This is a genomic window from Nocardioides asiaticus, assembly GCF_040049175.1.
Lineage (GTDB): Bacteria > Actinomycetota > Actinomycetes > Propionibacteriales > Nocardioidaceae > Nocardioides > Nocardioides cheoyonin.
The window spans coordinates 138,350-162,200 of record NZ_JBDZDM010000003.1; the positions used below are offsets into that span (position 1 = coordinate 138,350).

At 65.9% G+C, this 23,851-nt stretch carries 22 protein-coding genes; 18 read left to right on the plus strand and 4 right to left on the minus strand.

Annotated features, from left to right (window positions below; translation table 11 throughout):
- The first annotated feature begins 57 nt into the window (after positions 1 to 57).
- Complete coding sequence (locus tag ABLE53_RS11260; protein WP_348859014.1) at positions 58 to 810, plus strand: hypothetical protein; 753 nt, start codon at positions 58 to 60, stop codon at positions 808 to 810.
- Between the two features lie 758 nt (positions 811 to 1,568).
- Here ABLE53_RS11260 and ABLE53_RS11265 read toward each other — a convergent pair.
- Positions 1,569 to 2,762: a thiolase C-terminal domain-containing protein gene (locus tag ABLE53_RS11265; RefSeq protein WP_348859015.1), complete on the minus strand. Its 1,194-nt coding sequence runs from the start codon at positions 2,760 to 2,762 to the stop codon at positions 1,569 to 1,571.
- Positions 2,763 to 3,057: 295 nt separating this feature from the next.
- Between ABLE53_RS11265 and ABLE53_RS11270 the strand changes: the two genes are divergently transcribed.
- From ABLE53_RS11270 to ABLE53_RS11350, 17 genes are all read left to right on the plus strand, one after another.
- Positions 3,058 to 3,696, plus strand: a complete 639-nt coding sequence (locus ABLE53_RS11270) for a GntR family transcriptional regulator (protein WP_348859016.1) — start codon at positions 3,058 to 3,060, stop codon at positions 3,694 to 3,696.
- Positions 3,697 to 4,437: 741 nt separating this feature from the next.
- The gene (locus ABLE53_RS11275; protein ID WP_348859017.1) at positions 4,438 to 5,457 is read left to right on the plus strand and encodes an alcohol dehydrogenase catalytic domain-containing protein; all 1,020 of its coding nucleotides are present in this window, start codon (positions 4,438 to 4,440) and stop codon (positions 5,455 to 5,457) included.
- Entirely contained in the window at positions 5,454 to 6,617 is a 1,164-nt protein-coding gene (locus ABLE53_RS11280) for an acyl-CoA dehydrogenase family protein (RefSeq protein ID WP_348859018.1), read from the plus strand. The genes ABLE53_RS11275 and ABLE53_RS11280 overlap by 4 nt, the downstream gene beginning before the upstream one ends.
- A 5-nt stretch (positions 6,618 to 6,622) precedes the next feature.
- Positions 6,623 to 7,843, plus strand: a complete 1,221-nt coding sequence (locus tag ABLE53_RS11285) for a CaiB/BaiF CoA transferase family protein (RefSeq protein ID WP_348859019.1) — start codon at positions 6,623 to 6,625, stop codon at positions 7,841 to 7,843.
- Positions 7,840 to 9,060, plus strand: a complete 1,221-nt coding sequence (locus ABLE53_RS11290) for a CaiB/BaiF CoA transferase family protein (protein ID WP_348859020.1) — start codon at positions 7,840 to 7,842, stop codon at positions 9,058 to 9,060. Before ABLE53_RS11285 ends, ABLE53_RS11290 begins: the two co-directional genes overlap by 4 nt.
- On the plus strand, positions 9,057 to 10,199 hold the full coding sequence (locus ABLE53_RS11295; RefSeq protein ID WP_348859021.1) for a thiolase family protein: 1,143 nt from the start codon (positions 9,057 to 9,059) through the stop codon (positions 10,197 to 10,199). Before ABLE53_RS11290 ends, ABLE53_RS11295 begins: the two co-directional genes overlap by 4 nt.
- A gap of 4 nt (positions 10,200 to 10,203) precedes the next feature.
- Positions 10,204 to 10,653, plus strand: a complete 450-nt coding sequence (locus ABLE53_RS11300) for a Zn-ribbon domain-containing OB-fold protein (RefSeq protein ID WP_348859023.1) — start codon at positions 10,204 to 10,206, stop codon at positions 10,651 to 10,653.
- Between the two features lie 9 nt (positions 10,654 to 10,662).
- Positions 10,663 to 11,895 carry an ABC transporter substrate-binding protein gene (locus ABLE53_RS11305; RefSeq protein WP_348859024.1) on the plus strand — a complete coding sequence of 411 codons (1,233 nt, stop codon included), beginning with the start codon at positions 10,663 to 10,665 and terminating at the stop codon, positions 11,893 to 11,895.
- 51 nt (positions 11,896 to 11,946) lie between these two features.
- Positions 11,947 to 12,828 (plus strand): branched-chain amino acid ABC transporter permease, encoded by an 882-nt coding sequence (locus ABLE53_RS11310; RefSeq protein ID WP_348859025.1) that lies wholly within the window; start codon positions 11,947 to 11,949, stop codon positions 12,826 to 12,828.
- A 12-nt stretch (positions 12,829 to 12,840) separates the two neighbouring features.
- Positions 12,841 to 13,944, plus strand: a complete 1,104-nt coding sequence (locus ABLE53_RS11315) for a branched-chain amino acid ABC transporter permease (protein WP_348859026.1) — start codon at positions 12,841 to 12,843, stop codon at positions 13,942 to 13,944.
- Positions 13,941 to 14,684 carry an ABC transporter ATP-binding protein gene (locus ABLE53_RS11320; RefSeq protein WP_348859027.1) on the plus strand — a complete coding sequence of 248 codons (744 nt, stop codon included), beginning with the start codon at positions 13,941 to 13,943 and terminating at the stop codon, positions 14,682 to 14,684. The genes ABLE53_RS11315 and ABLE53_RS11320 overlap by 4 nt, the downstream gene beginning before the upstream one ends.
- Positions 14,677 to 15,429, plus strand: coding sequence for an ABC transporter ATP-binding protein (locus ABLE53_RS11325; RefSeq protein ID WP_348859028.1), 753 nt, complete (start codon positions 14,677 to 14,679; stop codon positions 15,427 to 15,429). Before ABLE53_RS11320 ends, ABLE53_RS11325 begins: the two co-directional genes overlap by 8 nt.
- Entirely contained in the window at positions 15,426 to 16,649 is a 1,224-nt protein-coding gene (locus ABLE53_RS11330) for a thiolase family protein (RefSeq protein ID WP_348859029.1), read from the plus strand. Before ABLE53_RS11325 ends, ABLE53_RS11330 begins: the two co-directional genes overlap by 4 nt.
- Positions 16,646 to 17,140, plus strand: a complete 495-nt coding sequence (locus ABLE53_RS11335) for a Zn-ribbon domain-containing OB-fold protein (protein ID WP_348859031.1) — start codon at positions 16,646 to 16,648, stop codon at positions 17,138 to 17,140. Before ABLE53_RS11330 ends, ABLE53_RS11335 begins: the two co-directional genes overlap by 4 nt.
- Positions 17,133 to 18,755, plus strand: coding sequence for a class I adenylate-forming enzyme family protein (locus tag ABLE53_RS11340; RefSeq protein ID WP_348859032.1), 1,623 nt, complete (start codon positions 17,133 to 17,135; stop codon positions 18,753 to 18,755). The genes ABLE53_RS11335 and ABLE53_RS11340 overlap by 8 nt, the downstream gene beginning before the upstream one ends.
- Positions 18,752 to 19,231, plus strand: coding sequence for a Zn-ribbon domain-containing OB-fold protein (locus ABLE53_RS11345; protein WP_348859033.1), 480 nt, complete (start codon positions 18,752 to 18,754; stop codon positions 19,229 to 19,231). Before ABLE53_RS11340 ends, ABLE53_RS11345 begins: the two co-directional genes overlap by 4 nt.
- Positions 19,228 to 20,175, plus strand: coding sequence for a cyclase family protein (locus ABLE53_RS11350; RefSeq protein ID WP_348859034.1), 948 nt, complete (start codon positions 19,228 to 19,230; stop codon positions 20,173 to 20,175). The genes ABLE53_RS11345 and ABLE53_RS11350 overlap by 4 nt, the downstream gene beginning before the upstream one ends.
- Positions 20,176 to 20,361: 186 nt before the next feature.
- Here ABLE53_RS11350 and ABLE53_RS11355 read toward each other — a convergent pair whose 3' ends face one another.
- The 3 genes from ABLE53_RS11355 to ABLE53_RS11365 all read right to left on the minus strand — a co-directional run bounded on the left by ABLE53_RS11355 (position 20,362) and on the right by ABLE53_RS11365 (position 23,785).
- Positions 20,362 to 22,032: an AMP-binding protein gene (locus ABLE53_RS11355; protein ID WP_348859035.1), complete on the minus strand. Its 1,671-nt coding sequence runs from the start codon at positions 22,030 to 22,032 to the stop codon at positions 20,362 to 20,364.
- Between the two features lie 104 nt (positions 22,033 to 22,136).
- Positions 22,137 to 22,835: a nucleoside/nucleotide kinase family protein gene (locus tag ABLE53_RS11360; RefSeq protein ID WP_348859036.1), complete on the minus strand. Its 699-nt coding sequence runs from the start codon at positions 22,833 to 22,835 to the stop codon at positions 22,137 to 22,139.
- A gap of 41 nt (positions 22,836 to 22,876) precedes the next feature.
- Positions 22,877 to 23,785: a sugar phosphate isomerase/epimerase family protein gene (locus tag ABLE53_RS11365; protein WP_348859037.1), complete on the minus strand. Its 909-nt coding sequence runs from the start codon at positions 23,783 to 23,785 to the stop codon at positions 22,877 to 22,879.
- Positions 23,786 to 23,851 lie beyond the last annotated feature (66 nt).

Here is a 23,851-nt window from a genome sequence, read left to right on the forward strand (position 1 = left end):
CAACGTAACAGGGTCGGGCCATCGGCGAACGTCGGTGGGGAAACCTATCGTGGGAGGGTGACCCAGCCCCCAAACCCTTGTCCGATCTGTGGCGAGCGGGCGCAGCTCACGTTTGAGGACGTCATCCCGACGTGGTTGCGGAAGGAATCCTTAAAGGCGTGGCAAGGGGATGGGCCGCTGCCCGCACGGGTCAAGGTGAGGATCTGCCGGGGGTGCAACGAGTCGCTGGGCCGGAAGTTTGAATCGCCTCTGGCACCGATTCTTAAGCGGTTCGTCTCCGGCGCTCCAGTTGTGCTTGACGGTGCAACGCAGGTCTCGATTGGCGCATGGATCGCGAAGACCAGCGTGCTCGGGCTGCTCATGCGCGAACAGGCGGGTTCGGAGATCGGGCGGACCGCGGCCGTCGAACTGCTTCGACGGCTGATGTGCACTGGTGCGCTGTGCACTGGTGCGCTGTGCTTCCCCGCTTCTGTCCGCCTCTTCCACGTCTCGCCTACCGACGATAGTGATGCGGCACTTCGGCGAGTAGTTCCTGGTGGAGTGCCGCCCTATCCAGTTGGCGTGTACGCGGTGTCGACCTTCGGAAGGTTCGGGTACGAATTCTTCAGCTCGACTGCAGAATTGATTGCACGCTATGCGCAGGTGACGCGGACACATGCCCGGTCCGTGACGATCTCTCCGGTGCCGGGAGATCAGGTTGTGTGGCCGCCTCGCCACATGACTGCTCAGGCCGACCTGCTCGCGCTGCGATCGGCCTACAGCGATCGCCGCGATCCTGGGCTGGCCCCCACGTCGTCCCGCGGTGGCTGAACCGGATTCACGACGGTGACCGCAAGCAACTGGGGTTCGAACGATCGAGGGGCGTGGGGTGCACTGGGTACGCACAACAACGAGAAACGGCGCCTGACGCTGGAAGACGTTGAAAGACGTTTTCGCAGGTCAGGCGCCGTTTCAGGCATCTAGCTGCAGGTCATTGAGACCCCGGAATCAGATGTCGTAATACAGATCGAGCTGACGCCAGTGGGGCCACGCTGCCCAAGATCAATCTGTGTCGGCGACGCGGCCAAGGGCCGGGACTGGCGCGCTCGCTCCAACGGTCGGCGATGCGCCGTCCGGTTTCGGAGCGGGCCGCGCCCAAGACGTGCTGGATCGCGGATCGCATCGGCGCGGCGCGCAGATCGGCGGTGTTTGGCGGACGGGCCGGTCTGTAAGCCGGAGGCGGAAGGTCAGACGCCACCAAGAACTCCGTCGAAGGCGGCACGACACGGAGCTGACCGCGTACCTAGTAGGTGAGGAAGAGTCGGCGTAGTACGTCGGTGCCTCTTCGTCCAAGGGAGTGGTTTCGCCGCGGGTGACGATCTCACGGCACCGACGTTCACCAAGGTGGCCGGAGATAACTGGTTGTCGGTGTCGTCGAATGGCGTCCTGACCGGCACGGTCCCGACGCGCCGAGTGTGGGACCGTACGGACGTATCCGGGTCCGCCAGCGATGGCACCATGTCGCGAATGCCGCGCACCACGTGGGCCAGTGTGGCGAAGGCTGTCTGGTTCACCAATGGTCCGGGGTGTCAGGCGGCGGTGAGGATCAGCGAGTCGCCCCAGGGTGTTGCCCACTGTAGGGCAGTAGCCCGTTCGATCTGGCGCCGGCCCGCCTGGCCGCGCAGTTGCCTGACCATCTCCACGAGATGGCCGTAGCCGGTGTAGTCGCCCTCGCCGAGCATCCCGCCGTTGGTGTTGACCGGGGTCGCAGGTTCGGGAGAGAAGCTTTGTGTACGGAGCCACTCCGGTGCTTCGCCCTCCCCGCAGAAGCCGAAGCGCTCCAACACCATCCACACATTGGAGGAGAAGGAGTCGTAGACGTAAAGGCCGTCTATCGCCGAGCGGTCGAGGTCGGCCATCGCGTAGACGGCTTGCGGTTCGGCCCGATAGGGGCCGTCATAGCTGTAGCCGATACCAAGGCCAGGGCGGGAGAACATCACGAAGTCGTCGCGACTTGATTGGATCCCTTGAAAGCCTGATATCCACACGACTGGCTGCCGCAGGTCACGTGCACGCTCTTCGGTCGTGACGATCAGGCAGGTTGACCCCTCGCTTAGCAGGGCGAAGTCAGGTCGACGGAACGGAGCGACGATCGTCGGCTCGTTGAAGTAGGAGTCGCGGGAAAGTGCCTTGCCCCGCAGCGTCGCCATTGGATTCAGTTGAGCGTATCGACGGTAGGCAGTGCTGATCTCGGCCAGGTCATCCTCTTGTACCCCGTACTTGTCCATGTAGCGTCGGGCGACCAACGCCGTGGCGACACCGGGGGTATCGATTCCATGCACTGTCCACTCACCGTGCCCGCCGCCGGAGTCCCGCAGTCCCTCTCGAACCGGTGAGCCTCCGAGCCCCTCAAGATGACGCGCGTATCCCCGGCGCGTGACGACCGTGTTCGCGACCGCCACGACGTCTGCTGCTCCGGTTGTCACGGCGAAGGCGGCATGGGCTAGGAGACCGGTCGCCCACCTGCCGTGCGCCCATGCCTGCTCGACGTAGCGTAGTCGTAGACCCGTTGCGACGACGAACTCCTCGTAGTCGATGCCAGTGGGGGAGCCGTGTGCTGTCGCGAAGCCATCGACATCGGACTTCTCGAGGCCGGCGTCGACCAGCGCGGATACTAGTGCCTCGGTTTGCAGAGTGATCGGACTCTTGCCGAGGTCGAACCCAAACTCGTCGCTGGTGCCGATGCCCACCAGGCATGCGCGAGCACCGTTGATCGTCATCATGAGCCCTCCTGTGATGAGGTACACACCCTCGCATGTGCCGATGGAACGACAACCTCGATATCCTACAAAATATTAAGAATGTCCCGGGGTCAAGCGCGTGCGTCCCATCCGGCCTAGAATCGCCGGAACCGCTGAACCATTGCGCGAGCGCTGTGGGCCGCGACCGATGGCGGTGCCGCCGGGTGTCGTTTCAAGCAGAGGGGGTACCAGGTTGCGGTCATCTCAGCACAGAAGCGAACTAGCTCCTCCATCGCAACTGATCCACGACGGGCAAGGCCTTCGTCGCAGCCCCCAGTTGGGCGAGCAGGCCGCAGCGTTCATCCGCGGAATGATCATGTCGGGCCGCCTCCGCGGCGGCGAGTTCGTTCGCCTCGAGCGGATGGTCGAAGAGCTGGGGATCAGCGCGACTCCCGTCCGCGAAGCGCTACTCGCATTGCGCGGGGAGGGTTTCGTGCAGTTGGTGCCGCGCCGAGGGTTCGTCGTGGTCCCGTTGACTCGTGAGGATATACGTGACCTGTTTCTCGTTCAGGCCGATCTCGCGGGCGAGCTTGCTGCCCGCGCCGCCCGCAAGATGACTCCCGCGCTGGTGGAGCAGATCGAACGCCTTCAGCAAGAGCTCGAGGAGGCTGCGCGCGGGGGCGATCCCGAGGCGATCGAGGTCGCAAACCATCGCTTCCATCGCGCGATCAATCTGACTGCCGAATCCCCCAAACTCGGTTGGTTCCTGACCATCGCGGTCAGATACGCTCCACGGCACTTCTACGCCTCGATCCACGGCTGGCAGGAGGCATCGGTCGCGGATCACCACGCGATCGTCGACGCGATGCGAAGCAAGAGCGCGTCGAAGGCGCGAACTGCGATGCGCAAGCACGTCCTTCACGCCGGAGAGCTACTCGTCGGCCACCTCGAAGAGACCGGGTTCTGGGCCGAGTAGCACGAAGCACATTCGGCTCCAGCCCGTCTGCTCCCGGTCGGCGGTGCAACACGCCGGCTCCCGTCGCCGCCGCTCGGGCTTCCATCGGCGAGCCGTCGGCAGGTTCATCGGCCCAGATCTCGGATCCGCCGTCAGCACATCCGTCTCGTTGTGACCGCAATGCACAGGGCCCAAGGTCTGGCGCAGGCCCGCACGCTCTGTCGGGGCCTCAGGTGGGTCGCAAGCGCTGGGAGCAGGTCGACGTCCTGCACGGGTCCCGGATACTCGACCATGTCGACGCTCGTGTCTCACGAGATGGCGCCACGATGCGCCCCCGAGGGGTGCCCACAGAGATGAGGCCCGGGTCCGCATCGGGCGCACTGGGAGCCGCCCGGTGCGGGATAGGCGCGCTCGCAGTCACGACCCTCTGATGGGTGGTGGCGCCAGCAACGGTGTCCAACACCGGACGGGGGCACAGGTGCCTGGGTCGTCGTCTCGGGATCGATGCGGCGCACCGGTTGCGAGGGTCCCTAGGAGCCGGGGTGCGCCCGCTCGGTGACATCAGCGGCTTCAGTGTGTACGAAGGCCCGGCGTCGCGGACCGGCTCTGCGATGCCCCGCGCCGTCCTGGACGTTCGCCTCCGGTAACAGGTGAGAAATCTCTCAGCAACACCTTGCGGACCTGCCAACGGCGCTGCTAGAAACACCAGACAACATTTTATATTCAATTCGATGTCAAGGTTTTGGGGAGAGGAGCGGACGGATGAGAGCTGTCGTCATGTCCGAGACCGGCGGGCCGTCCGTTCTCCAGCTGGACGAGGTCGCCGACCCCGAGCCGGGCGAGTTCCAGGTCGTCATTCGGGTGGCAGCCTGCGGCATCTGCGGCCACGACCAGGCCGACCGGATGGGCCTGACCCACATCCCGCTACCAGCGGTCTTGGGGCACGAGGTTGCGGGGGAGGTCGTCGCGGTCGGCGGGAAGGTCCGGCGCTTCGCAGTCGGCGACAGAGTCGCGATCAAACAGTTCTCCACGTGCGGAGCGTGCGCGGCCTGCTTGTCCGGCGACGAGCTGCGGTGCCCGCAGAAGAGCTTCAACTACGGCGGCTACGCCGAGTTCATGGCAGTGGACGAGGCGGCAGTGCTCGGCATACCCGACGACGTGGGATTCGCCGACGCAGCGGTCGTCGCATGCACGATCGGCACCTGCTACCAGGCGCTCACCCGGATCGGCGACGTACGACCCGGGGAGACCGTCGCGGTCACCGGCGCGGGCGGGGGGCTGGGCCTGCACGCGATCCAGGTGGCCCGGTCGCTGGGCGCCATCCCCATCGCGGTCACGAGTTCGCCGACCAAATCGGACGAACTCATCGAGATCGGAGCCGCGCATGTGGTGGTCGGTGGCAAGGACGCGTGGCATGAGCTGCTCGACCTGACCGACGGCCACGGAGTCGACGTGGTGCTCGACAACGTCGGCGCACCCGCGGTGTTCTCTGGCTGCTTTCGCGGGCTTCGGCATTCGGGGCGCTACGTCTTCACCGGACAGGTGACCTCACAGCCCATCAACCTTTATCCGGCGTTCGTCTTCGGCAAGGAAGCCACCATCACCGGATCTGCCTCCACGCTGATGTCTTCATTCATCGCATCGATGGAACTGGTGAAGCAGAAGAAGATCCGCCCGGTGACATCCACCTTCGCGCTGGATGACGTCGTGGGCGCATTCGCCGCCGTCGATGAGCGGGCCGTGACCGGTCGTGCCGTCCTGCTGCCCGGCGGTGCGGCATGACGGACGGGACGGACGAGGGCGTCATCACCGACATCCGCAAGGCGGTGGCCGAACTGTGCTCCCGGTACCCCAACGAGTACTGGCGTCGCATCGACGCCCAGAAGGCCTACCCGGAGGAATTCGTCAGCGCACTCTCCGACGCCGGCTGGCTGGGCATTCTCATTCCCGAGGAGTACGGCGGCGGAGGTCAAGGCATGGCCGAGGCCTCGGCAGTCCTCGAGGAAATCAACTACAGCGGAGGAAACGGTGCCGCCTGCCACGCACAGATGTACACCATGGGCGCACTGGTGAGGCACGGCTCTACCGAGCAGAAGGAGACCTACCTGCCTGCGATCGCCCGCGGAGACCTGCGGATGCAGGCATTCGGAATCACGGAGCCAGACGCAGGATCGAACACCTCACGCATTCGCACCTTCGCGCGCCGGACCGACGGCGGCTGGATGATCAACGGCCACAAGATCTTCACCTCCCGGGTCCAGCACTCCGACCTCATGCTCCTCCTTACTCGCACCACACCAATCGAGGAGGCGGCACGTCCCACCGATGGCCTCAGCCTATTCTTGGTCGACCTGCGCCACGCCGGCGCCACGGTGACTGCGCAGAAGATCGACACCTCGATCAACCACGAGACCAACGAGCTCTTCATCGACAATCTCTTCGTCCCCGAGAGCAATCTCATTGGCATCGAGGGGCAGGGCCTGCGCCACGTGTTCGACGGGATGAACGCTGAGCGCATCCTTCTCTCCGCCGAGTGCATCGGGGATGGCCGCTGGTTCTGTCAACGCGCAGCGGAGTATGCCTCGCACCGGGAGGTCTTCGACCAGCCCATCGGCGCCCACCAGGGTGTCCAGTTCCCGATCGCCCGGGCCTACGCCGCCGTCACCGCCGCAGCCATGGTCCAGGCTGACGCGGCCCGCAAGTTCGACTCCGGCCTCCCCTGCAGCGCGGAGGCGAACATGGCGAAACTGCTCTGCTCGGAGGCGTCCTGGCAGGCGGCGGACGCCGCGATGGACTGCTTCGGCGGATATGCCTTCGCCACTGAGTACGACGTGGAACGGAAGTTCCGCGAGACCCGCCTCTACAAGAACGCTCCGATCAACAACAACCTCGTGCTCGCGTTCATCGGCCACAACGTTCTCAAGATGCCCAAGTCGTACTGACGGAGATGGATGAGATGACGGCCAGATCCCACGACCCGGCGCGGCTGCAGGCTTGGCCGGCCCGATCCACCCACGGCACCGGACCGCTCGCGGGACTGCGGGTGCTCGACCTCACCGCCTACGCAGTCGGACCGTGGGCGGCCTGCAATCTCGCCCAATTGGGTGCTGACGTGATTCACGTCGATCCTCCCTACGGCGACCCGATCCGCGCGGTTCTGCCTCGCAAGCACGGCGAACCCACCACCTACCTGTCCTGCACCTTGGGAAAGCGCAGCATCGTACTCAATCTGAAGGACCCCGGCGATCACGAGATCGCGGTCGAACTAGCTAAGAACGCCGACGTCTTGTTGGAGAACTCCCGGGCCGGCACACTGGACCGCCTCGGTCTGGGCTACGCCGACCTCAAGGACGACAACCCCGGCCTCGTCTATTGCTCCTCCAGTTCCTTCGGCGACACCGGCCCTCTCGCCGCCATGGGAAGCACGGATCCACAGGGCCAGGCATTCAGCGGCTTCGCCTCGTTAAACGGCTCCAACGGGGGAGAGCCTGAGGTACTCCGCTACGTCGCCCTCGTGGATCTCGCGACATCGATGCAGCTGCTCAACGCGGTCCTGCTGGGTCTGGTCGCACGCCGCCGAACCGGCCGAGGAACCCATCTGCGCACCTCGCAACTCGAAGCCGCGTTAAGCCTGCAGATCACCCGGTTCGCCGAGTACTTCTCCACCGGTGTCGCCGCCCAGCCGACCGGAAGCGGAACCTACGCCGTCGTCCCATCCCGCGCCTACAAGTGCGCCGACAACGCATGGGTCAGCATCACTGCACCCACCGATGCCAGTTGGGAGGCCCTGTGTCGCACGCTGGGCAGCCCCGAGACAGCGGCGCTACTCGTCTACAGCAGCAACCAAGCACGGCTTGAGCATCGCGAGGAGATCGACAAGGCCGTCGAGTCGACTATCGCCACCAGACCCGCTGCTTGGTGGACTCAACTACTTCCACGCCAGGGCGTCGCCTGCACCCGCCTGCGGACCCTCGACGAGAAGCCGGAACATCACGACCACATCCGCAGCAACGGGTTCATCCAGCGCGTTCCCCATCCACTCGGCGGTGACCTTGCCGTGGCGGGGCCTGTGTGGCGGTTCGAGCGGACGCCGGTCGCCCTCGGCGACCCGGAGCTTCCCGGAAACCACACCCGTGAGCTCCTGAACCAGATGGGCATAGAGCGATGACCGAATCGACACCCGGCCAGGCGCTCACTGATCTCGTCGTCCTCGACTGCACGCAGGGCATCGCTGGCCCCTACTGCAGCCTGCAGCTCGCCACACTGGGGGCCACGGTGATCAAGCTCGAGCCGCCGACCGGCGACTGGATGCGCCGTGCGGGACCACCCTTCGTCGACGGTGTCGGCGCGGCCGCCTACCAGCTCAACCGCGGCAAGCGGTCGGTCGCCGTCGACCTGGACACACCCCAAGGCGTCCAGATCCTGCGTCGGCTGCTCCGCGGCAGCGACGTCCTCCTCCACGACATGACCGAGTCGGTTGCCGAGTCCCGGGGGCTGACCCCACCGCAGCTGCGGACCATCAACCCGCGGCTCATCGACTGCTCGGTCACGCCGTTCGGGGAGACCGGTCCCTGGGCCGACCTTCCCGCCACCGAGAGCGAGATCCAGTTCACCAGCGGGACCTGGCGCTACCTCGGGGTGTTGGGCGAGCCGCCGGTCCGCGTTGGTGCTGACGTCGCCGGCATCCTGGGCGGCTGTACCGCGCTTCAGGCGATCCTTGCCGCACTCGCCAGCGAGCACGGTCTCGGGCAACACCTGGCCACCTCTGAGCTCGGTGCACTCATGGGCGTGAGCACGGTGATGGTCGCCGCGCTCGACGACCCGGACACCTGGGACGGGTTCCACACCAATGCCGCCACCTATCCGCCCGATCGCGGTATCCGCACCGCAGACGGCCGCATCTACTACGGACAGCCGCTGAGGTCTGAACAGGCCTGGGTCGACTTCTGTCGTGAGATCGGCGCCGAGGCGCTCCTGCGCGACCCACGGTTCGCCACCCGCGAGATGCGGATGCCCAACCAGGCGCTTCTGCGGCGCGAGCTCGAGCCCTACTTCGAGCGCTTCAGCACCGAGGACCTGGTGGAGAAGGTCGTCCGTAGCGACGGCATTGCCGTGCCGATACAGGACCAACACGAGGTCATCCACCATCCCCAACTCGCCGCGCTAGGAGCGGTACGAGACGCGGACGGCATGAGCGTGCAGTCGCCGCCGTGGCGGGATGGAGACGACCAGATTCGGCCCATCACAGCGCCCGCCCCAGGCATCGGAGTAGACACCCACGACGTCCTGACCGAGTTCGGGTTCCTGCCCGACGAGCTGGGTCAGCTGGCCAGCACCGGGGCGATTCCCGGCGCCGAAGCCCACCACCAAGGAGGCACCACATGACCATCGGCGCGCAACTGCGCGGCACGACCGCCGTCGTCGGGGTTGGCAACACTGTCTACCAGCCCTACCCCGGCCACAGCGCCGACGACCTCGGCGGAATGGCGCTGCTCGAAGCCCTCACCGATGCCGGCCTGACCAGCAACGACATCGACGGCCTGATCGTGAACCGGGTGAGCTCCTATGAAGCGATCGCCGCCACCTACGGGATCCAGCCGGCCTGGGTAGCGCAATTACCCACGCAGGGCCGGATGTCCGGTGCCTCCATTCAGCTCGCTGCACTCGCACTCAACGCCGGTCTGTGCCGACGCGTCGCCCTCGTCTACGGCAATAACGGACGGACCGCCGGCGCCACCTACGGAGCCTCGGGGGAGGGCTACGGCACCTCCCCGGGCCTGTCGATCCCGTACGGCTTCGTGTCTCCTGGCGCCTTCTACGCCCTCATGTTCCGGCGCTACATGCACCTGTACGGCGCCACATCGGAGCAGCTGGCCACCGTATCGATGACCTTCCGACGCCACGCCGAACTCAACGACAACGCGGTCATGCGCAAGCCGTTCGGCCTTGACGAATATCTCACCAGCCGATGGATCGTCGAACCGCTGCACCTGCTCGACTACTGCCTCATCAACGACGGCGGAGTCGCTCTGATCATGACCCGGGCGGACGAGGCCGCCGACTACCCCCACCCCCCGGCCTACGTCCTCGGCTTCGGTCAGCACGGCCAGTTCATCGACTCCGAGTACCCGCCGCACGACTTCTGGCGCGAGGCCACCCGCGAGGTGGGTACGCGCAGCTACGCGATGGCCGGGATCACCCGCGACGATGTCGACGCCCTGATGATCTACGACAACTTCAGCCCCAACGTCCTGTTCGCCCTCGAGGGACTTGGCTACTGCGGGGAGGGCGAGGCCGCCGATTGGATCCAGGGCGGCCGCATCGCGCTGGGTGGCCAGTTACCGATCAACACCTCCGGAGGTCACCTCTCGGAGAGCTACATGCAGGGCTGGGCGCTGAACGTCGAGGCTGTGCGCCAGCTACGCGGCAAGTGCGGCGACCGACAGGTCGCCGACGCCCACATCGTGCAGTACGTGTGCACCTCACCGATGGTCTCCTCGGTGATTTACGGACAGGAGCGCTGAGGCCATGCACGAGCAGCAGACGGTCACTCTTCCCATCGCCACCGCCGTCGACACCCACTACGACGGCCTGGCTCAGGACCAGCTCCTCATCACCCGCTGCGGCGCCTGCGGGCGGTTCCAGTTCCCACCGCGAGCGGTCTGCTACGGCTGCTCCCGAAGCGGCACCCTGGAGTGGGTTCCTGCCGCAGGGACCGGCGAAGTGTGGTCCTACGTCACCTTCCACAAGGCGTACTTCCCGCCCGAGGTACGCCAGGTGCCCTACACCGTCGCGGTCGTCCAACTCGACGAAGGACCACGGCTCATCACCAACCTCGTCGACACCCCCGACACCGACATCTCCATCGGAGCCAGAGTCACTGCCCGCTTCATCCACGAGGCTGACCAACATCTCGTCGTCTTCGCTCCCGCCGCCGACGCCGCGGCGGCAGACCCCGCAGAAACCCGAACAAACTAGGAGGCGGCCATGCGTCGCAGAGAGTTCCTGGGCCTCGCCGGAGCGGCGGTGGCCTCCACCCTGGCTGGGAGCCTGACCAGCTGCGGGTCAGCCGGATCCGCGGGCTCGGGACCAATCAAGATCGGCCTGGTTGTCCACAAGACCGGCCCCTACGCCGACACCGGACGCATGATGAGCATGGGCGCCAAGCTCGCGGTCGACGCCATCAACTCAGCAGGCGGCATCAAGTCCCTAGGCGGCAACAAGATCCAGCTGGTCGAGGAGGACGCCGGCGCCACCGTAGAGTCCGCCATCAGCGCCATGAATCGGGCTCTAAGTCAGGGCATCATCGCTGGCGTCGGGACCGGGATCTCCTCGGCCACCATCGCCATCACCGAGCTCGCCGAGCGCCGCAAGATCACCTGGACAGACGTGGCGTTCGCTGACGAGCTCACCGACCGAGGGTTCAAGTACACCTTCGCCACGAGTCCGAAGACCTCGGAGTTCACCAACCTCTTCAGTGAAGCCATCGACACGCTGGCACAAACCGCCCACGTGGACGTGACGCGGATCGGCATCATCGCCGGCATCAACGATGTGGCAGTCCAGGCTGCCAAGGAGATCAAGAGCACCTACGCCGACAAGTACGGCTGGTCAGTCGTCCTGGACGAGACCGTCCCCGAGGGGAGCCTCAAGGACGCAGCGCCACTGGTCAGCAAGATCGCCAGCTCCCAGCCGCAACTGCTGTTCGTCGGTCCTGCGATCAGCGACATCGCCCTGATCTCCAAGGGCCAGGTTCAGCAAGGGATGACACCGGTCCCGTGGGTCCTGTCCGGCGCCCCGTTCCTCAGCGGCGCCTTCGTCGACGCACTCGGAGCCAAGGCTGCCAACGGCACTTTCGCGGTCGCGGCCTCCGGTGTGTACAAGGGTGAGTCCCGCAAGATCGCCGACAAGATCCGTGCCGCGGGCGACGACTACCCCCAGGAGTACCACCTCTCGACCTACGCCGAGTTCTTCCTCCTCGCCGACGCCATGGAACGGGCCAAGAGCCGCGACTCCACCAAGATCCGCGACGCCATGGCCGAGACCGACATGCGTGGCGGCCCTGCCTCGGTGTGGCCCGCCCAGCGGATGCGGTTCGACGAGGACGGCAGAGCCGTGGACCGTCAGGCCGCGCTCGTGCAGTGGCAGCAGACCAAGACAGTCACCGTCTATCCCGAACAGCTCGCCACCGGCAAGACCATCTGGCCGACACTCGCCTGAGCCCAAACGCACTGAGAACGCGCACTGAGAAGTGCACGAAAGGAGGGTTCGATGGTCCTGATCCAAGCGCTCGTGAACGGACTGCTGATCGGCGCAGTGTGGGGCGTCCTCGGTCTCGGCAAGCAGATCGTGCTGGGCGTCATCCACTTCGTCAACTTCGCCCACGGCCACCTGGTGCTGCTTGGGATGTACCTGACACTTTTCGCCTGGATCACCACAGGGGCCGACCCGTTCCTGCTGCTCCCAGTAGTGGCGATCGCCATGGTCATCCTCGCGTTCATCTTGGACCGACTTCTCGTGCGACGGCTGATCAAACTTGGAGAGCGTTCACAGATGATCGCGACGATCGCCCTCGCCCTCGTCATCGAGAACGCTGCACTTCTGATCGCCGGTCCCCAGCCCCGGACCCTGCAGAACTCCTGGTCCGACAAGGCGGTCCAGCTCGGCGGGGTCTACCTCAACGCTGGCCGGCTCATGGGACTCGCCATTGCGATCCTTGCCTTCGTCGTGACCTGGTGGATCATCACCAAGACTCCGTTGGGCGTGATGATCCGCGCCACCTCACAGAACCGTGCCGCCGCTCAATACATGGGCATCGACATCGGCAGGGTGTACGCGTACGCGTTCGCGCTCTCGGTCGCGCTGGCCGGTGTGGTCGGGTCGCTCTACGTCGTCTCCACACCTGTCGACCCCTCGACGGCGTGGACCTTCCTGATCCTCATGTTCATCGTCCCGGTCCTTGGTGGCCTCGGCAGCATCGCCGGCACCTTCCTCGCTGGGCTGATCGTTGGCGTGCTCCAACTGCTCAGCACCACCTACTTCGACATCCAACTTCAAGACGCCCTGGTGTACGGCGTGTTCGTCCTGTTCCTGGTCGTGCGTCCCCAAGGCCTGTTCGGCCGGGCCGCCGACCAACGGCAAGTCTCGGTCTGAGAGGGAGCCACCATGAAGACGAGGTACTGGCAGGCGCTCGTCGGGACCGCACTGCTCGCCCTGGCGCTGCCCTGGGCCGCCTACTCGGAGACCAACGCCCACACCGCAGCGCTAACGGCGGTGTGGTGCCTGATGGCGATGGGCTGGAACATCATCTCCGGCTTCGCCGGGCCCCTTTCGTTGGGTCAAGGAGCCTTCTTCGGCCTCACCGCGTTCTCTTCAACCGTGCTGTTCGACCGCCTGAACCTCTCTCCGATCTTCGGCATCATGATCGGAGTCGCCGCCTCAGTGGTCCTGGCCGCCGCCGTCGGCCTCATCACGCTGCGGCTCTCGGGTCTCTACTTCGCGCTGGCAACCCTGACCGTCCCGCTGATCCTCGGCGTGCTGACGAAGTACTTCGGCTACTACGAGATCTCACGACCCTACGTCGGCGAGTCGCTGCGCTACCTGCAATTCGATTCGAGCCTGAACTACTACCTGATCGCCGCAATCCTGGTCGCCATCGGGCTCGCGCTCACCGCATACCTGGCTGGCACCCGCACCGGGCGCTACTTCGTCGCAATTCGCGAGAACACCCGGGCAGCGGAGGCATCGGGTGTTCCTACGGCCCGATACAAGCTCTATGCGTTCCTCATCGGAGCGGCCTTCTCCGCGATCGCCGGCGGCCTCTACAGCCAGCTCGCGTTCGTGTTCAACCCCGACGACGTCTACACCCCTCTGGTATCAGTCCAAGCGCTCCTGATCGTCTTGATCGGCGGTCCCGGCACCGTCCTCGGACCGTTGATCGGCGCCTTGATCGTCATCCCCGGCGGTGAGTTGATGACCCAGCACTTCTCGCAGCTGCCCGGTCTGAACAACCTCGCCTACGCCGCCGTGCTGCTCGTGGTCGCCCTGTTCTCCCACGGCGGCCTCTACCCGCTGCTCGAGGGAGGGATCGGGCGCCTCTTCGGCCGTCGCGCCGCACATATCGGCCCGGCCGTGCCCAACGCCCGGACGCCCGCGTCGACGGCGGACAGCCGCGACAGCGATGCCACCGGCTCAACCGACCCGAGATCCGACACCGGCCGTGATGCAGCTGGCCGAGCGGAGTCCGTGACCCAAGGAGAGACACGATGACTGGCGAGGCGGCAACACTCGAACTCGAGCAGGTCAGCAAACAGTTCGGCGGACTGCACGCCGTCGACGGCGTGAGCTTCGCGGTCGGCGAAGGTGAAAGAGTCGGGCTACTCGGTCCCAACGGAGCGGGAAAGACAACCCTGGTCAACTGTGTCACCGGAGACCACCGGCCCAGTGGAGGCCGGGTGATCCTGCGTGGCCGACCGGTGCAAGGACTCAAGCCGCACCAGCTGTTCGCGCGTGGCCTAGCCCGCTCCTACCAGGTGGTCAATCCGTTCCCGTCCATGACAGTGCTGGAGAGCACGATGATCGGCGCGCTCGTGCACGGCCGGGACGTCTCGCAGGCCGAAGAGCGCGCAATGGAGGCGTTGCGCACTCTCGGCCTGGCGCACCGCGCCAACATCACGATGAGCCAGCTGAACATCGTGGCCATCAAGGAGGCCGAACTCGCCAGGATCGTCGCCAGTGAGCCGTCGGTGGTGTTCCTCGACGAGCTCCTGGCCGGTCTCCGGCCCACCGAGGTCTCCCACCTTCTCGACGTCATCGAAGACATCTGCACCGCAGGTCGCTGGACGGTGGTCATGATCGAACACCTCATCGGGGCCATCGTGCGATTCTGCGGACGGATCCTGGTGATGAACGAGGGCAAGCTCCTCGCCGACGGGTCACCCGAGGAGATCACGAAGGACGCCCGCGTCATCGACGCCTACCTCGGCAGCAAGTGGAGGAACCGTGCTTGACATCAAGGCACTGTCCGCCGGCTACGGACCGATCCATGTCCTCCATGACATCTCTCTCACCGTCGATCCCGGTGAAATGGTCGCAGTCCTTGGATCCAACGGCGCGGGCAAGACGACCCTGTTCCGCGCGCTTTTCGGGTTCGCCGATATCAGCGCCGGCGAACTGACCTTCGATGGTCTCGACCTACGCCGCACTCCGCCGTTCAGGGTCGCACGGGCTGGACTCGTCCACGTCCCCGAAGGCCGCGGGCTGTTCCCGCAGATGAGCGTCATCGAGAACCTGATGGCACCGGTCTACGCACAACGATCCCAGCGGGGGCGGTCCGGTCAGCCCTTGAACTACCACGACGACCTAGACATGGTCTTCGAGCTCTTCCCGCGTCTGCGCGACCGACGCGCGCAAGCAGCCGGCACGATGAGCGGCGGCGAGCAGCAGATGCTGGCGATCGCCCGCGGGCTGATGGCCAGGCCCAAGTTGCTCCTCCTCGACGAGCCATCGATCGGGCTCGCGCCCAAGATGGTCGATGACGTCTTCGACAGGCTCCACCAAATCCACGACTCCAAGCCCGACCTGGCCCTGCTGATCGTGGAGCAGTCGGTCGCCGACACGCTCGCGTTGTGCTCGCGCGGATATCTGCTCGAACGCGGCGTGATCGTCTCCACAGGCTCCAGCGAAGAGCTTGGCGGGAGCGCGACGGTCGAGGAAGCATTCCTAGGCACCAGCCAGCCACTCGGCCAGCCATGACAACCACCACCTCAAAGCCATCAGCGACGGCGGCGCCGCTCGACCTCGGGAGGCAAGTCGCAGTAGTCGGAGTCGGCGACACCGACTACCCCGTCGACTGGCAGCTTGCCCGCGAGGGCCGACCCACTTCCGACGGCTACGGTCACGCCGTCCGCGCCTTCACGCGTGCTCTTACCGACGCCGGTCTAACAAAGCGTGACGTCGACGGTCTCGTGGTCGGGCCGACACTGGCGTATGAACGGACCGCCGAGGTTCTCGGTCTCAATCTGCGGTGGGCCGCGCAGGCCGACGCAGCCGGAGCCGTCGCCCAGGGGATGACGGCAATCGTCACAGGGCAGGCCGAATGCGTCGCCCTCGTCTACGGCAACGACCAACGTCTCAAGGGCGTCCAGTACGGCGGACCCGCCGCCATGGGTGGCGATGCCTACCTCTCCTACGTCTACTACCAGCCGTGGGGACTTACCTCGCAGGGTGCGCTCTACGCCCTGTTGGCCCGCCGCTACATGGCAAAGTCGGGCCTGACCGAGAAGGGGCTCGGCGAGGTGGCAGTAGGCCAGCGCATGTTCGCGCGCCTCAACCCCCGCGCCGTTATGCGCAAAGACCTTCGGCTCGACGACTACCTCAACGCTCGCCTCATCGCCGACCCGCTGCGGCTGTTCGACTACACCATCATCAACGACGGCGGGGTCGCGCTGATCCTGCTACCCGTGGAGCGAGCACAGCGTCTCCTCGGCGATCGGGCAGTCCCCATCCGGGCGATCGCTCGCTGCGATCTCAACCTGGAGGCCACCAGCCTCCGGCCGCGGCTTCTGGACTTCTACCATCCCGCCCATCACCAAACCGCCCACGACCTCTACGAGGCGGCGGCGTGCGGGCCCGCCGACGTCGACGCCCTCCAGGTCTACGACAGCTTCACGGTCCACATTCCGCTCGCACTGACTGGCTTCGGATTCACGACCGACGACGAGATCGGCGACCTGCTCGAGAGTGGCGCCACCAAGCCCGGCGGTCGGATACCGGTCAACACCTCAGGCGGCCACCTCTCGGAGAGCTACATGCAGGGCTGGAATCACCAGGTCGAGGCCGTCCGGCAAGTGCGCGGCGAGGCCGGTGCCCGTCAGCTCGACCGGCATCGACTAATCCAGTACGTCTCCGACGTCGCGGGCAAGGTCACCTCACTCATCTATGAAGCCCCAGCATCACGGCATACAAGACCATGAGCCAACCACCCGAAGCCGCCCGCAGACCAGTCCGACCGCGCCCGCGCGGCGGCATCTGGGAAGATCCGTTCTGGTCATTCGTCAGCCGGCGCCAGCTGCGCCTCCAACGGTGCCGCCGCTGCGGGAAGACTTGGTTCCCACCGGGCCCCGTGTGCCCGTCATGCCTGTCCGAAGACTGGCAGTGGACCGCCATCAGCGGAGCGGGCACTCTCCTGAGCTGGACGACCTTTCACCGGCAGTACTTCCCAACCATCCCACCGCCGCACACGGTGGCCGCCGTTCTGCTCGATGAGGGACCCATCCTGATCGCCGACGTCGACGCACCGCCAGACCGCCTCGTCCTAGACGGCCGCATGCGACTCACCTACCACGAGGTCGATGATCTCGACGGCAACCCGTTCCAGCTCTATCGATGGACGCCCCACACACCGACGGGCTACTCCCCGAGCCCCCGCGAGACGACCCTGGAAGGAGCCCGCACCGATGACTGACGCTCGACGAACCCCCCTGGAGCTCGCCGAATCCCCGACCCTGCCTGCCGTCCTCGATGCCTACGCCGACACCTACCCCCAGCAGTCCCTGATCATCGCCGACGATGGGACCGCCACCGCCGCCGAGTTCGCAGCCAGCGTCCGCCGGTTCGCCGGACACCTGCAGCAACAAGGAATCCAACCTGGCGACGTCGTCGGTGTCCTGCTGCCCAACGGACGCCGTTGGATGGTCGCGGTGATGGGCACCCTCTACCTCGGCGCAATCTGCGTACCCGTCAACACCTTCTACAAGCAACACGAGCTGCGCGAGGCGGTCGACCGCACACACATGTCCCTGCTCTATGCCGACCGCACCGTCGTCGGCCGCGACTTCACCGAACTTCTTCGCGAAGCCGACCTGCTACGCGCGGACAACGCAAGCCAGTTCCGTGGCACCGTGTTCTGGCCGCGCGACGCCGATGCCCCCGAGGGCACCACCATCGGCCCCCCAGTGGCGACACCGACACCAAGAGGCGAAGACCCCGCCCTCTACGTATTCACCAGCGGGAGCAGTGCCAAGCCCAAGATCGTCGTCCTCAACCACGCCAATCTCGTCCACAACTGCTACGAGATCGGACGACGACAACACGTCGTCCCAGGAGACCGGCTCTGGATGGCATCACCGATGTTCTTCGGGTACGGCTGCGCGAATGCGCTGCTCGTCGTGCTCACTCACGGGCTCACCTTCTGCCTGCAGGAGCGTTTCGACCCCGAAGAGTCTGCAAAGTTCATCGCCGCAAACCAGTGCACCGTGTACTACGGGCTCGGTCAGATGACCCGGGGACTCATCGCAGCCGACGCCCATCGACGTCACGACCTTTCGACCCTTCGGACCGGAACAACCGGCTTCAGCGCCGAAGAGAAGCGCCTCGCCATCGAGGAGTTGGGCGTCACCGGAGTGTGCAGCGTCTACGGACTCACCGAGGGAAACGGCCACAGCGCCATGACCGACGCAGATGACCCCGCCGACGTCAAGCTACACACCCAAGGCACCGTGTTGCCGACTCAGGAGATGCGGATCAGTGACCCCACCAGCGGAGAGATCTACGAGTGGGGCGACGACCTTCGACTCGGCGAGATCCAGCTCCGCGGCTGCGTCACCACCGGCTACCTCGAGGATCCTGTCGCCAACGCACAGGTCTTCACCTCCGATGGGTGGTTCCGAACCGGCGATCTCGGTGCGATCGACGCCGCCGGCCGACTGCACTTCGCCGGTCGCCTGAAGGAGGTCATCAAGGTCAGCGGCATCACGGTATCGCCGGCCGAGGTCGAAACCGCCGTCGAGGCGCACCCAGCCGTCGACCAGGCATGGGCATTCGGCTGGCCCGACTCTCAAACCGGCGAGGAACAGCTCTGCTGCGCGGTTGTCCTGACCCGGCCCAACGATCTTCAAGACGACGCCGCGGAGAATCTGAAGACCTGGCTCAAGGCGCGGATCTCCAGCTACAAGGTGCCCAAGGCATTCATCATCCTCGACAAGCAGCAAGTCCCCACCACCGCCACCGGAAAGGTCAGCAAACGACTCATCGGGGAGCAGTTCCTCGGCGCCGCAACGACCCCGGAGACTGTTTCATGAGCCGTCAGCCCCACCCCCGCCGTACAGCCTCGACGCAGACACCGCTGACCTACGCCGGAACCCATGATGGCCCCGAGCCGGTGGTTCATCCCGAAACAGAGACACATTGGAAGAGGCTCGGCGCCGGCACCCTTGTTCTGCAGCGATGTGGTAAATGCGGGCTCGTCAGATACCCGCTGGCCCCGGTCTGCTGGCGCTGCGTCAGCGACGACTATGAATGGGTCCCGGTCGCGACGAAGGGCACCGTACGCGTGGCCACCATCGTCACCCGCGGCACCGGCGATCCCCGATGGGCTCAGCAGACCCCATACGTGGTGGCCCTTGTCGAGCTGGACGACGGACCCCGGATTCCCGGCCGCGTCATCTGCCCGCCGACGACCAACGTCTCAGCAGGTACTCGCATCGAGCTCGGCTACCTGACCACCCCCAATGGCAACGGCGTCCATTGCTTCATCCCTCTGGAGGCAGACTCATGACCACACCAAAGTTCGACGAACTCCCCCTCATCCCTGGCACAGACGAGCATCACGCGTGGGACGTTTGGGGTCGCGACGACGAGCTCGGCTCACTCAATCGAGTGGGCGCCGCCGAGGTCAAGGCGGCCAGCACCCTCATCCGTCAGGGCGAGATCATCCCGCTCACGCTTCCGCTCAACGAGCCGGACCCAGGGATCTTCCCCGACCGCAAACCCTACGAGCACACCATCGAGGTCACCCGAAACGGCCGCGACGATAAGGTCGACAACCTCTACCTGCAGTTCTCCAGCCAATGGGACGGATTGCGTCACGTCCGATTCCGCGAGCACGGCTACTGGGGAGGCCGCACCGAGAGCGACCTCGACGCTGGCGACGACCTCGGCATCGACCGGTGGGCCGCGCGGGGACCAATGGGCCGAGGAGTGCTCATAGACGTGGCTCGCTACTGTGAGCAAGCCGGCATCGAGATGACGCCTGACGACCGGTTCGAGATCACCGGGTCGCTGATCGAGCAGGTCGCAACCGCAGAGTCGATCGACCTCAGGTCCGGTGACTTCCTCATCATGCGGACCGGCTGGATGGAGTGGTACCGGTCCCTCAGCCCCGAGTCGCGGGCCGAACTGCGTGGGACGGTCGGACACGGGCTCGCGACCCCTGGCCTTGAGTCATCACGTGACACTGCGGCCTTCCTCTGGGACCACGGTATCGTCGCCGTTGCAGCCGACAACATCGCCTGTGAATGTCTCCCGGTCGACCGCGACAAGGGGTTTCTGCACCGGCGGATGATTCCCCTGCTCGGAATGCTCATCGGTGAGTTCTGGTGGCTAAGAGATCTCTCCGAGCACTGCGCGCGATCCGGCGACTATGACTTCATGCTCGTCTCGGCCGCTCTGCAGATTCCGCGTGGTGTCGGAAGTCCCGCCAACGCATACGCCATTGTGTAACTCGTGACCGGCCGAGCCCCGCCGGACGTCGATACGGCTGCTGAAGCGCCCCGCACCGTCGGGGACTGCGGGCGCCGTCGCGTTGCGAGCCGAGTCGACCCACCCCACATCGTCGGCGCTTGGCGCGGGCCGACGCCACGGACGAGCCCGTTTCCCCGTTCCGTTGGGATCCGGCGACGCGGCAGTTCAGCCAGCCCGCAGCCGCATCGCCTCCTCCTTGAGCGCAGGTCGACCCGGCTTGCCCGACGCGGTCCGGAAGATCTGATCGGAGCGACGCAGGAAGACCTGCGCGGGGACCTTGAAGTTGGCGGCGACTGAGCGCACATAGCCTCGCAACTCCTGCTCGGTGACGCCGTCGTCGGCAACAACGAAGGCGACCGGCACTTCGCCGCGCGAGGCGTCTGGCACCCCTACGACATAGGCCTCGCGGACAGCCGGGTGCCCCTGCAGGAGCAGTTCAATCTCTGCGGGGGAGACGTTGATGCCGCCCGTCTTGACCATCTCCTTGAGGCGACTGCGCCAGCGGAATCGATTCTCGCGGTCAACGGAGCCGAGGTCACCCGTGGAGTACCATCCCGCGCCGTCCCAGGCCGCGGCGGTCGCCTCGGAGTCGTGGAGATAGCCCACGGCGGAGTGGCCGCGCATCCGGAGCAGACCGACCTCGCCGACTCCCAGGGGCTGCAGAGTGTCGGGATCCACGACTTGAGCCTCGAACCCGGGTAGCGGCCGGCCCGCCGTCGTTAGCTTGAGTTCGAGAGGATCATCGACCTCGCCCATGAGGGAGTTGCCACACAACTCAGTGGAACCGTAGGAGTTCGTAGCGCCCGAGACTCCCATCTCGACCAGCAGCAATCTACGTTCCGGCACTTCGATGCCTGCAGAGCCGCGCTCAAGCGACGCGACCCGGTCGCGCGAGTACGTCGGCGCCTCATAGATGCGGCGAATCATGTTGCTCATCCCGTAGAAGACGCGGCAGGCCTCACCCTCGATGAGCGACAGGGCTCGCTCCTCGTCGAACCGGTCCTGCACAACAAGGGTCGCGTCATGGGTCAGCACTACGGGAAGGGCGTTGGCCGAGGCGAGCCCGTAGAAGAACGGAGACCCGAGCCAAACCCGGTCTCCGGGACGAACGTCCCGCCGGTCGCCGATGCCGCGGCCGTTCTCAAGGAGGGGACCCTGGGCGAGCACGACGCCCTTGGGGTTGCCCGTGCTGCCCGACGTGTAGAGAACGAGCAGCGGGTCGCTCCCGGCAGCCTCGGCCTGCCGGGCGGCGCGGTCGGCGTCTTGGACACTGTGCCCGATCGCAAGGAGCTCGTCCCAACTCCACCCAGCGCCGTGGGCACCCTCGGTCCAGGCAAGCCAGCGCAAGTCGGGCAACTCAGCTCCCTGGATGGCGCCGCGCTCTGCTGTGCGCAATGTCGGCTCGATCTCCTCGAGATCTGCGACCCAGTCGTGGCCGAGGAACCGGGGCTCCGCAATGAGTCCGACTGCCCCGGTATGGCGCAGGGTCCATGCGAGTTCGCGCGGTTTGTACCATGTGTTGAGCGGAACGAAGACCGCTCCGACCTTTGACGCCGCGAGGCAACAGGCGACCCATCTCGCCCGATTGCGCAGCAGGCCAGCCAGATAGTCACCGCGGCAGACGCCAAGGGCGAGAAAGGAGCGGGCGAGCGCGTCGGCCACGTCTCGTAGCTGTGCCCAACTGTGGTGGCCGTCGTCATCGACGATTGCAGGGGCACTCGAGCATCGTGACGCCACGTCGTCCACTGCGTCTCCGAACGTCTGTACGGCCACGTCGCAAGCCTCCTGGTATGGGGAAAGGTGATCGCCACAACTCCACCGGCATCTATATAACATATATGATCGGTCTCCTCATGCCTGGAACGGGCCACCGCGCCTGCCCCACCACCCTGGATGCCGTTTCGGACGTCTCGTCGGGCCAGTCTGGGGCACGCTGCCGATTAGGGACATGACTTTGCCTGCTGGGCGGCGTGGGAGATGTAGGCGTCGGCTCGGCTCCTCGTCGAGGCGATCAGAACGGCGTTCGGCTCATCGACGTTGTTGACCCAGGCGACTGCTTCCCCCTGCGGCTTGCCGAAGCGGATGTGTCGGTCGACCAACCGCTGCCGGCGTGGTTCGTCGTCCAGGTCGCAGTACCAGACCTCGTCGAGTTCTCGGCGCGCGCGCCGCCATGGTGGCTCCTCGACAAGGAGATAGTTGCCTTCGGTGATGACCAGCCCGCATTCGGGCGGGATCGGTATGGCGCCGGCGATCGGCTGTTCGATGTCGCGGTTGAAGGCCGGGGCGTAGATGGTCTCCTCGGTCTCTGTGTGGATGCGGTGCAGGAGGTTGGCGTAGCCGGCGGGGTCGAAGGTGTCTGGAGCTCCCTTCTTGTCGAGCCGTCCGAGTCGGGCCAGTTCTCTGTCGGCGAGATGGAACCCGTCCATCGGCACGTGGGCGACCCATGGAAAGGGTCGCGGACAAGTGGCGTTGAGCGCGTCGACTAGGGCGAGGGCGATGGTGGTCTTGCCGGAGCCTGGGCTGCCGGTGATGCCGATGATGCGACGTTGGCTCCGGTTGCTGTCGGCTATGGCGTTGGCTCGGCTGATGAGGTCGTCGAGGCTGCGCAGGGTGGCTGCTGGTGCGCCGGTGTCGTTCATCGCTGTACCTGGCTGTCCGGGCTGTTCGTGCCTGTTGTCGATTAGCGCTGTGCGGCGGCGAGGCCGGTGGCGATGAAGGTACGGGCGTGGCGGGCGAGGTCGGCGCCGTCGTCCCAGAGGTTGCGCCAGATCGCGAGGTCGTTGGACAGGCCGCGGGCCACGACCGCGGAGGAGAACGACTCGAAGGTGATGGGACCGGTGTAGCCGATGTCGGTCAGGGCATGGAAGAAGCCGGTGAAGTCGAGGTGGCCGGAGCCGAGGTAGCCGCGGTGGTTCTCGCCGATGTGGACGTAGCCGAGGCGTTGTCCGACCTCGTGGACGGGGCGGATGAGGTCGTCCTCCTCGATGTTCATGTGGTAGGTGTCGAGGTGGATGGTGACGTTGTCCTCGCCGATGTCGTCGGCCAGCCGGAGGGCGTCGTGAGCGGTGTTGATGACGTTGGTCTCGTACCGGTTGCAGACCTCCAGCCCGAGCGTCATGTTCAGGCGCTGCGCTTCCTTGGCGAGGTCGCGCAGCACGGTGATCACGTTGCTCCGCCCAGTCGCCGTGAGGGGTCGGCCGTACTTGCCCAGTGCGCTGTAGAGGGCGCCGGTGAAGTGGCTGCCCCCGAGCGCGTGGGTGATGGCGAGGGAGTCGTGGAGCAGGCGGACGCCGCGTTCGACGGTGTCCGGGTCTTCGCTGGAGACGTCGGCGTCGAAGGCGAGCCCCCGGGAGCAGGCCACGCCGAGCCCGGCGCCTTCGAGCTCGGCGCGTGCTCGGTCGACGTCGAGGTTGAGGGAGTCGTGCAGCGAGATCTCGAGCAGGTCGAACCCGGCGGCGAGGGTGTTCTCGATGGCGGTGGTCACCGAGGCGGGGGAGGTGTCGCCGACCCAGACCAGCGCGTGAACGCCGAGCGGGTTCGAGGCCGAGGTGCTATCGGGATCGGTCGGGGCGGTCCGGGTGACGGTCACAGGTGTGTCTTCCTTGGACGGGAGGCGGTGGGCAGGTGGCGGTGGGCGGGTGGCGGTGGGCGCTTG

What these genes read in the sequence shown, in the direction of transcription:
- ABLE53_RS11355 (WP_348859035.1), bottom strand. Translation starts at nt 22,032, where the DNA reads ATGTTATATAGATGCCGGTGGAGTTGTGGCGATCACCTTTCCCCATAC.
- ABLE53_RS11360 (WP_348859036.1), bottom strand. Translation starts at nt 22,835, where the DNA reads ATGAACGACACCGGCGCACCAGCAGCCACCCTGCGCAGCCTCGACGAC.
- ABLE53_RS11280 (WP_348859018.1), top strand. Translation starts at nt 5,454, where the DNA reads ATGACGGACGGGACGGACGAGGGCGTCATCACCGACATCCGCAAGGCG.
- ABLE53_RS11275 (WP_348859017.1), top strand. Translation starts at nt 4,438, where the DNA reads ATGAGAGCTGTCGTCATGTCCGAGACCGGCGGGCCGTCCGTTCTCCAG.
- ABLE53_RS11345 (WP_348859033.1), top strand. Translation starts at nt 18,752, where the DNA reads ATGAGCCGTCAGCCCCACCCCCGCCGTACAGCCTCGACGCAGACACCG.
- ABLE53_RS11320 (WP_348859027.1), top strand. Translation starts at nt 13,941, where the DNA reads ATGACTGGCGAGGCGGCAACACTCGAACTCGAGCAGGTCAGCAAACAG.
- ABLE53_RS11290 (WP_348859020.1), top strand. Translation starts at nt 7,840, where the DNA reads ATGACCGAATCGACACCCGGCCAGGCGCTCACTGATCTCGTCGTCCTC.
- ABLE53_RS11310 (WP_348859025.1), top strand. Translation starts at nt 11,947, where the DNA reads ATGGTCCTGATCCAAGCGCTCGTGAACGGACTGCTGATCGGCGCAGTG.
- ABLE53_RS11335 (WP_348859031.1), top strand. Translation starts at nt 16,646, where the DNA reads ATGAGCCAACCACCCGAAGCCGCCCGCAGACCAGTCCGACCGCGCCCG.
- ABLE53_RS11265 (WP_348859015.1), bottom strand. Translation starts at nt 2,762, where the DNA reads ATGATGACGATCAACGGTGCTCGCGCATGCCTGGTGGGCATCGGCACC.
- ABLE53_RS11340 (WP_348859032.1), top strand. Translation starts at nt 17,133, where the DNA reads ATGACTGACGCTCGACGAACCCCCCTGGAGCTCGCCGAATCCCCGACC.
- ABLE53_RS11295 (WP_348859021.1), top strand. Translation starts at nt 9,057, where the DNA reads ATGACCATCGGCGCGCAACTGCGCGGCACGACCGCCGTCGTCGGGGTT.
- ABLE53_RS11330 (WP_348859029.1), top strand. Translation starts at nt 15,426, where the DNA reads ATGACAACCACCACCTCAAAGCCATCAGCGACGGCGGCGCCGCTCGAC.
- ABLE53_RS11315 (WP_348859026.1), top strand. Translation starts at nt 12,841, where the DNA reads ATGAAGACGAGGTACTGGCAGGCGCTCGTCGGGACCGCACTGCTCGCC.
- ABLE53_RS11300 (WP_348859023.1), top strand. Translation starts at nt 10,204, where the DNA reads ATGCACGAGCAGCAGACGGTCACTCTTCCCATCGCCACCGCCGTCGAC.
- ABLE53_RS11285 (WP_348859019.1), top strand. Translation starts at nt 6,623, where the DNA reads ATGGATGAGATGACGGCCAGATCCCACGACCCGGCGCGGCTGCAGGCT.
- ABLE53_RS11350 (WP_348859034.1), top strand. Translation starts at nt 19,228, where the DNA reads ATGACCACACCAAAGTTCGACGAACTCCCCCTCATCCCTGGCACAGAC.
- ABLE53_RS11305 (WP_348859024.1), top strand. Translation starts at nt 10,663, where the DNA reads ATGCGTCGCAGAGAGTTCCTGGGCCTCGCCGGAGCGGCGGTGGCCTCC.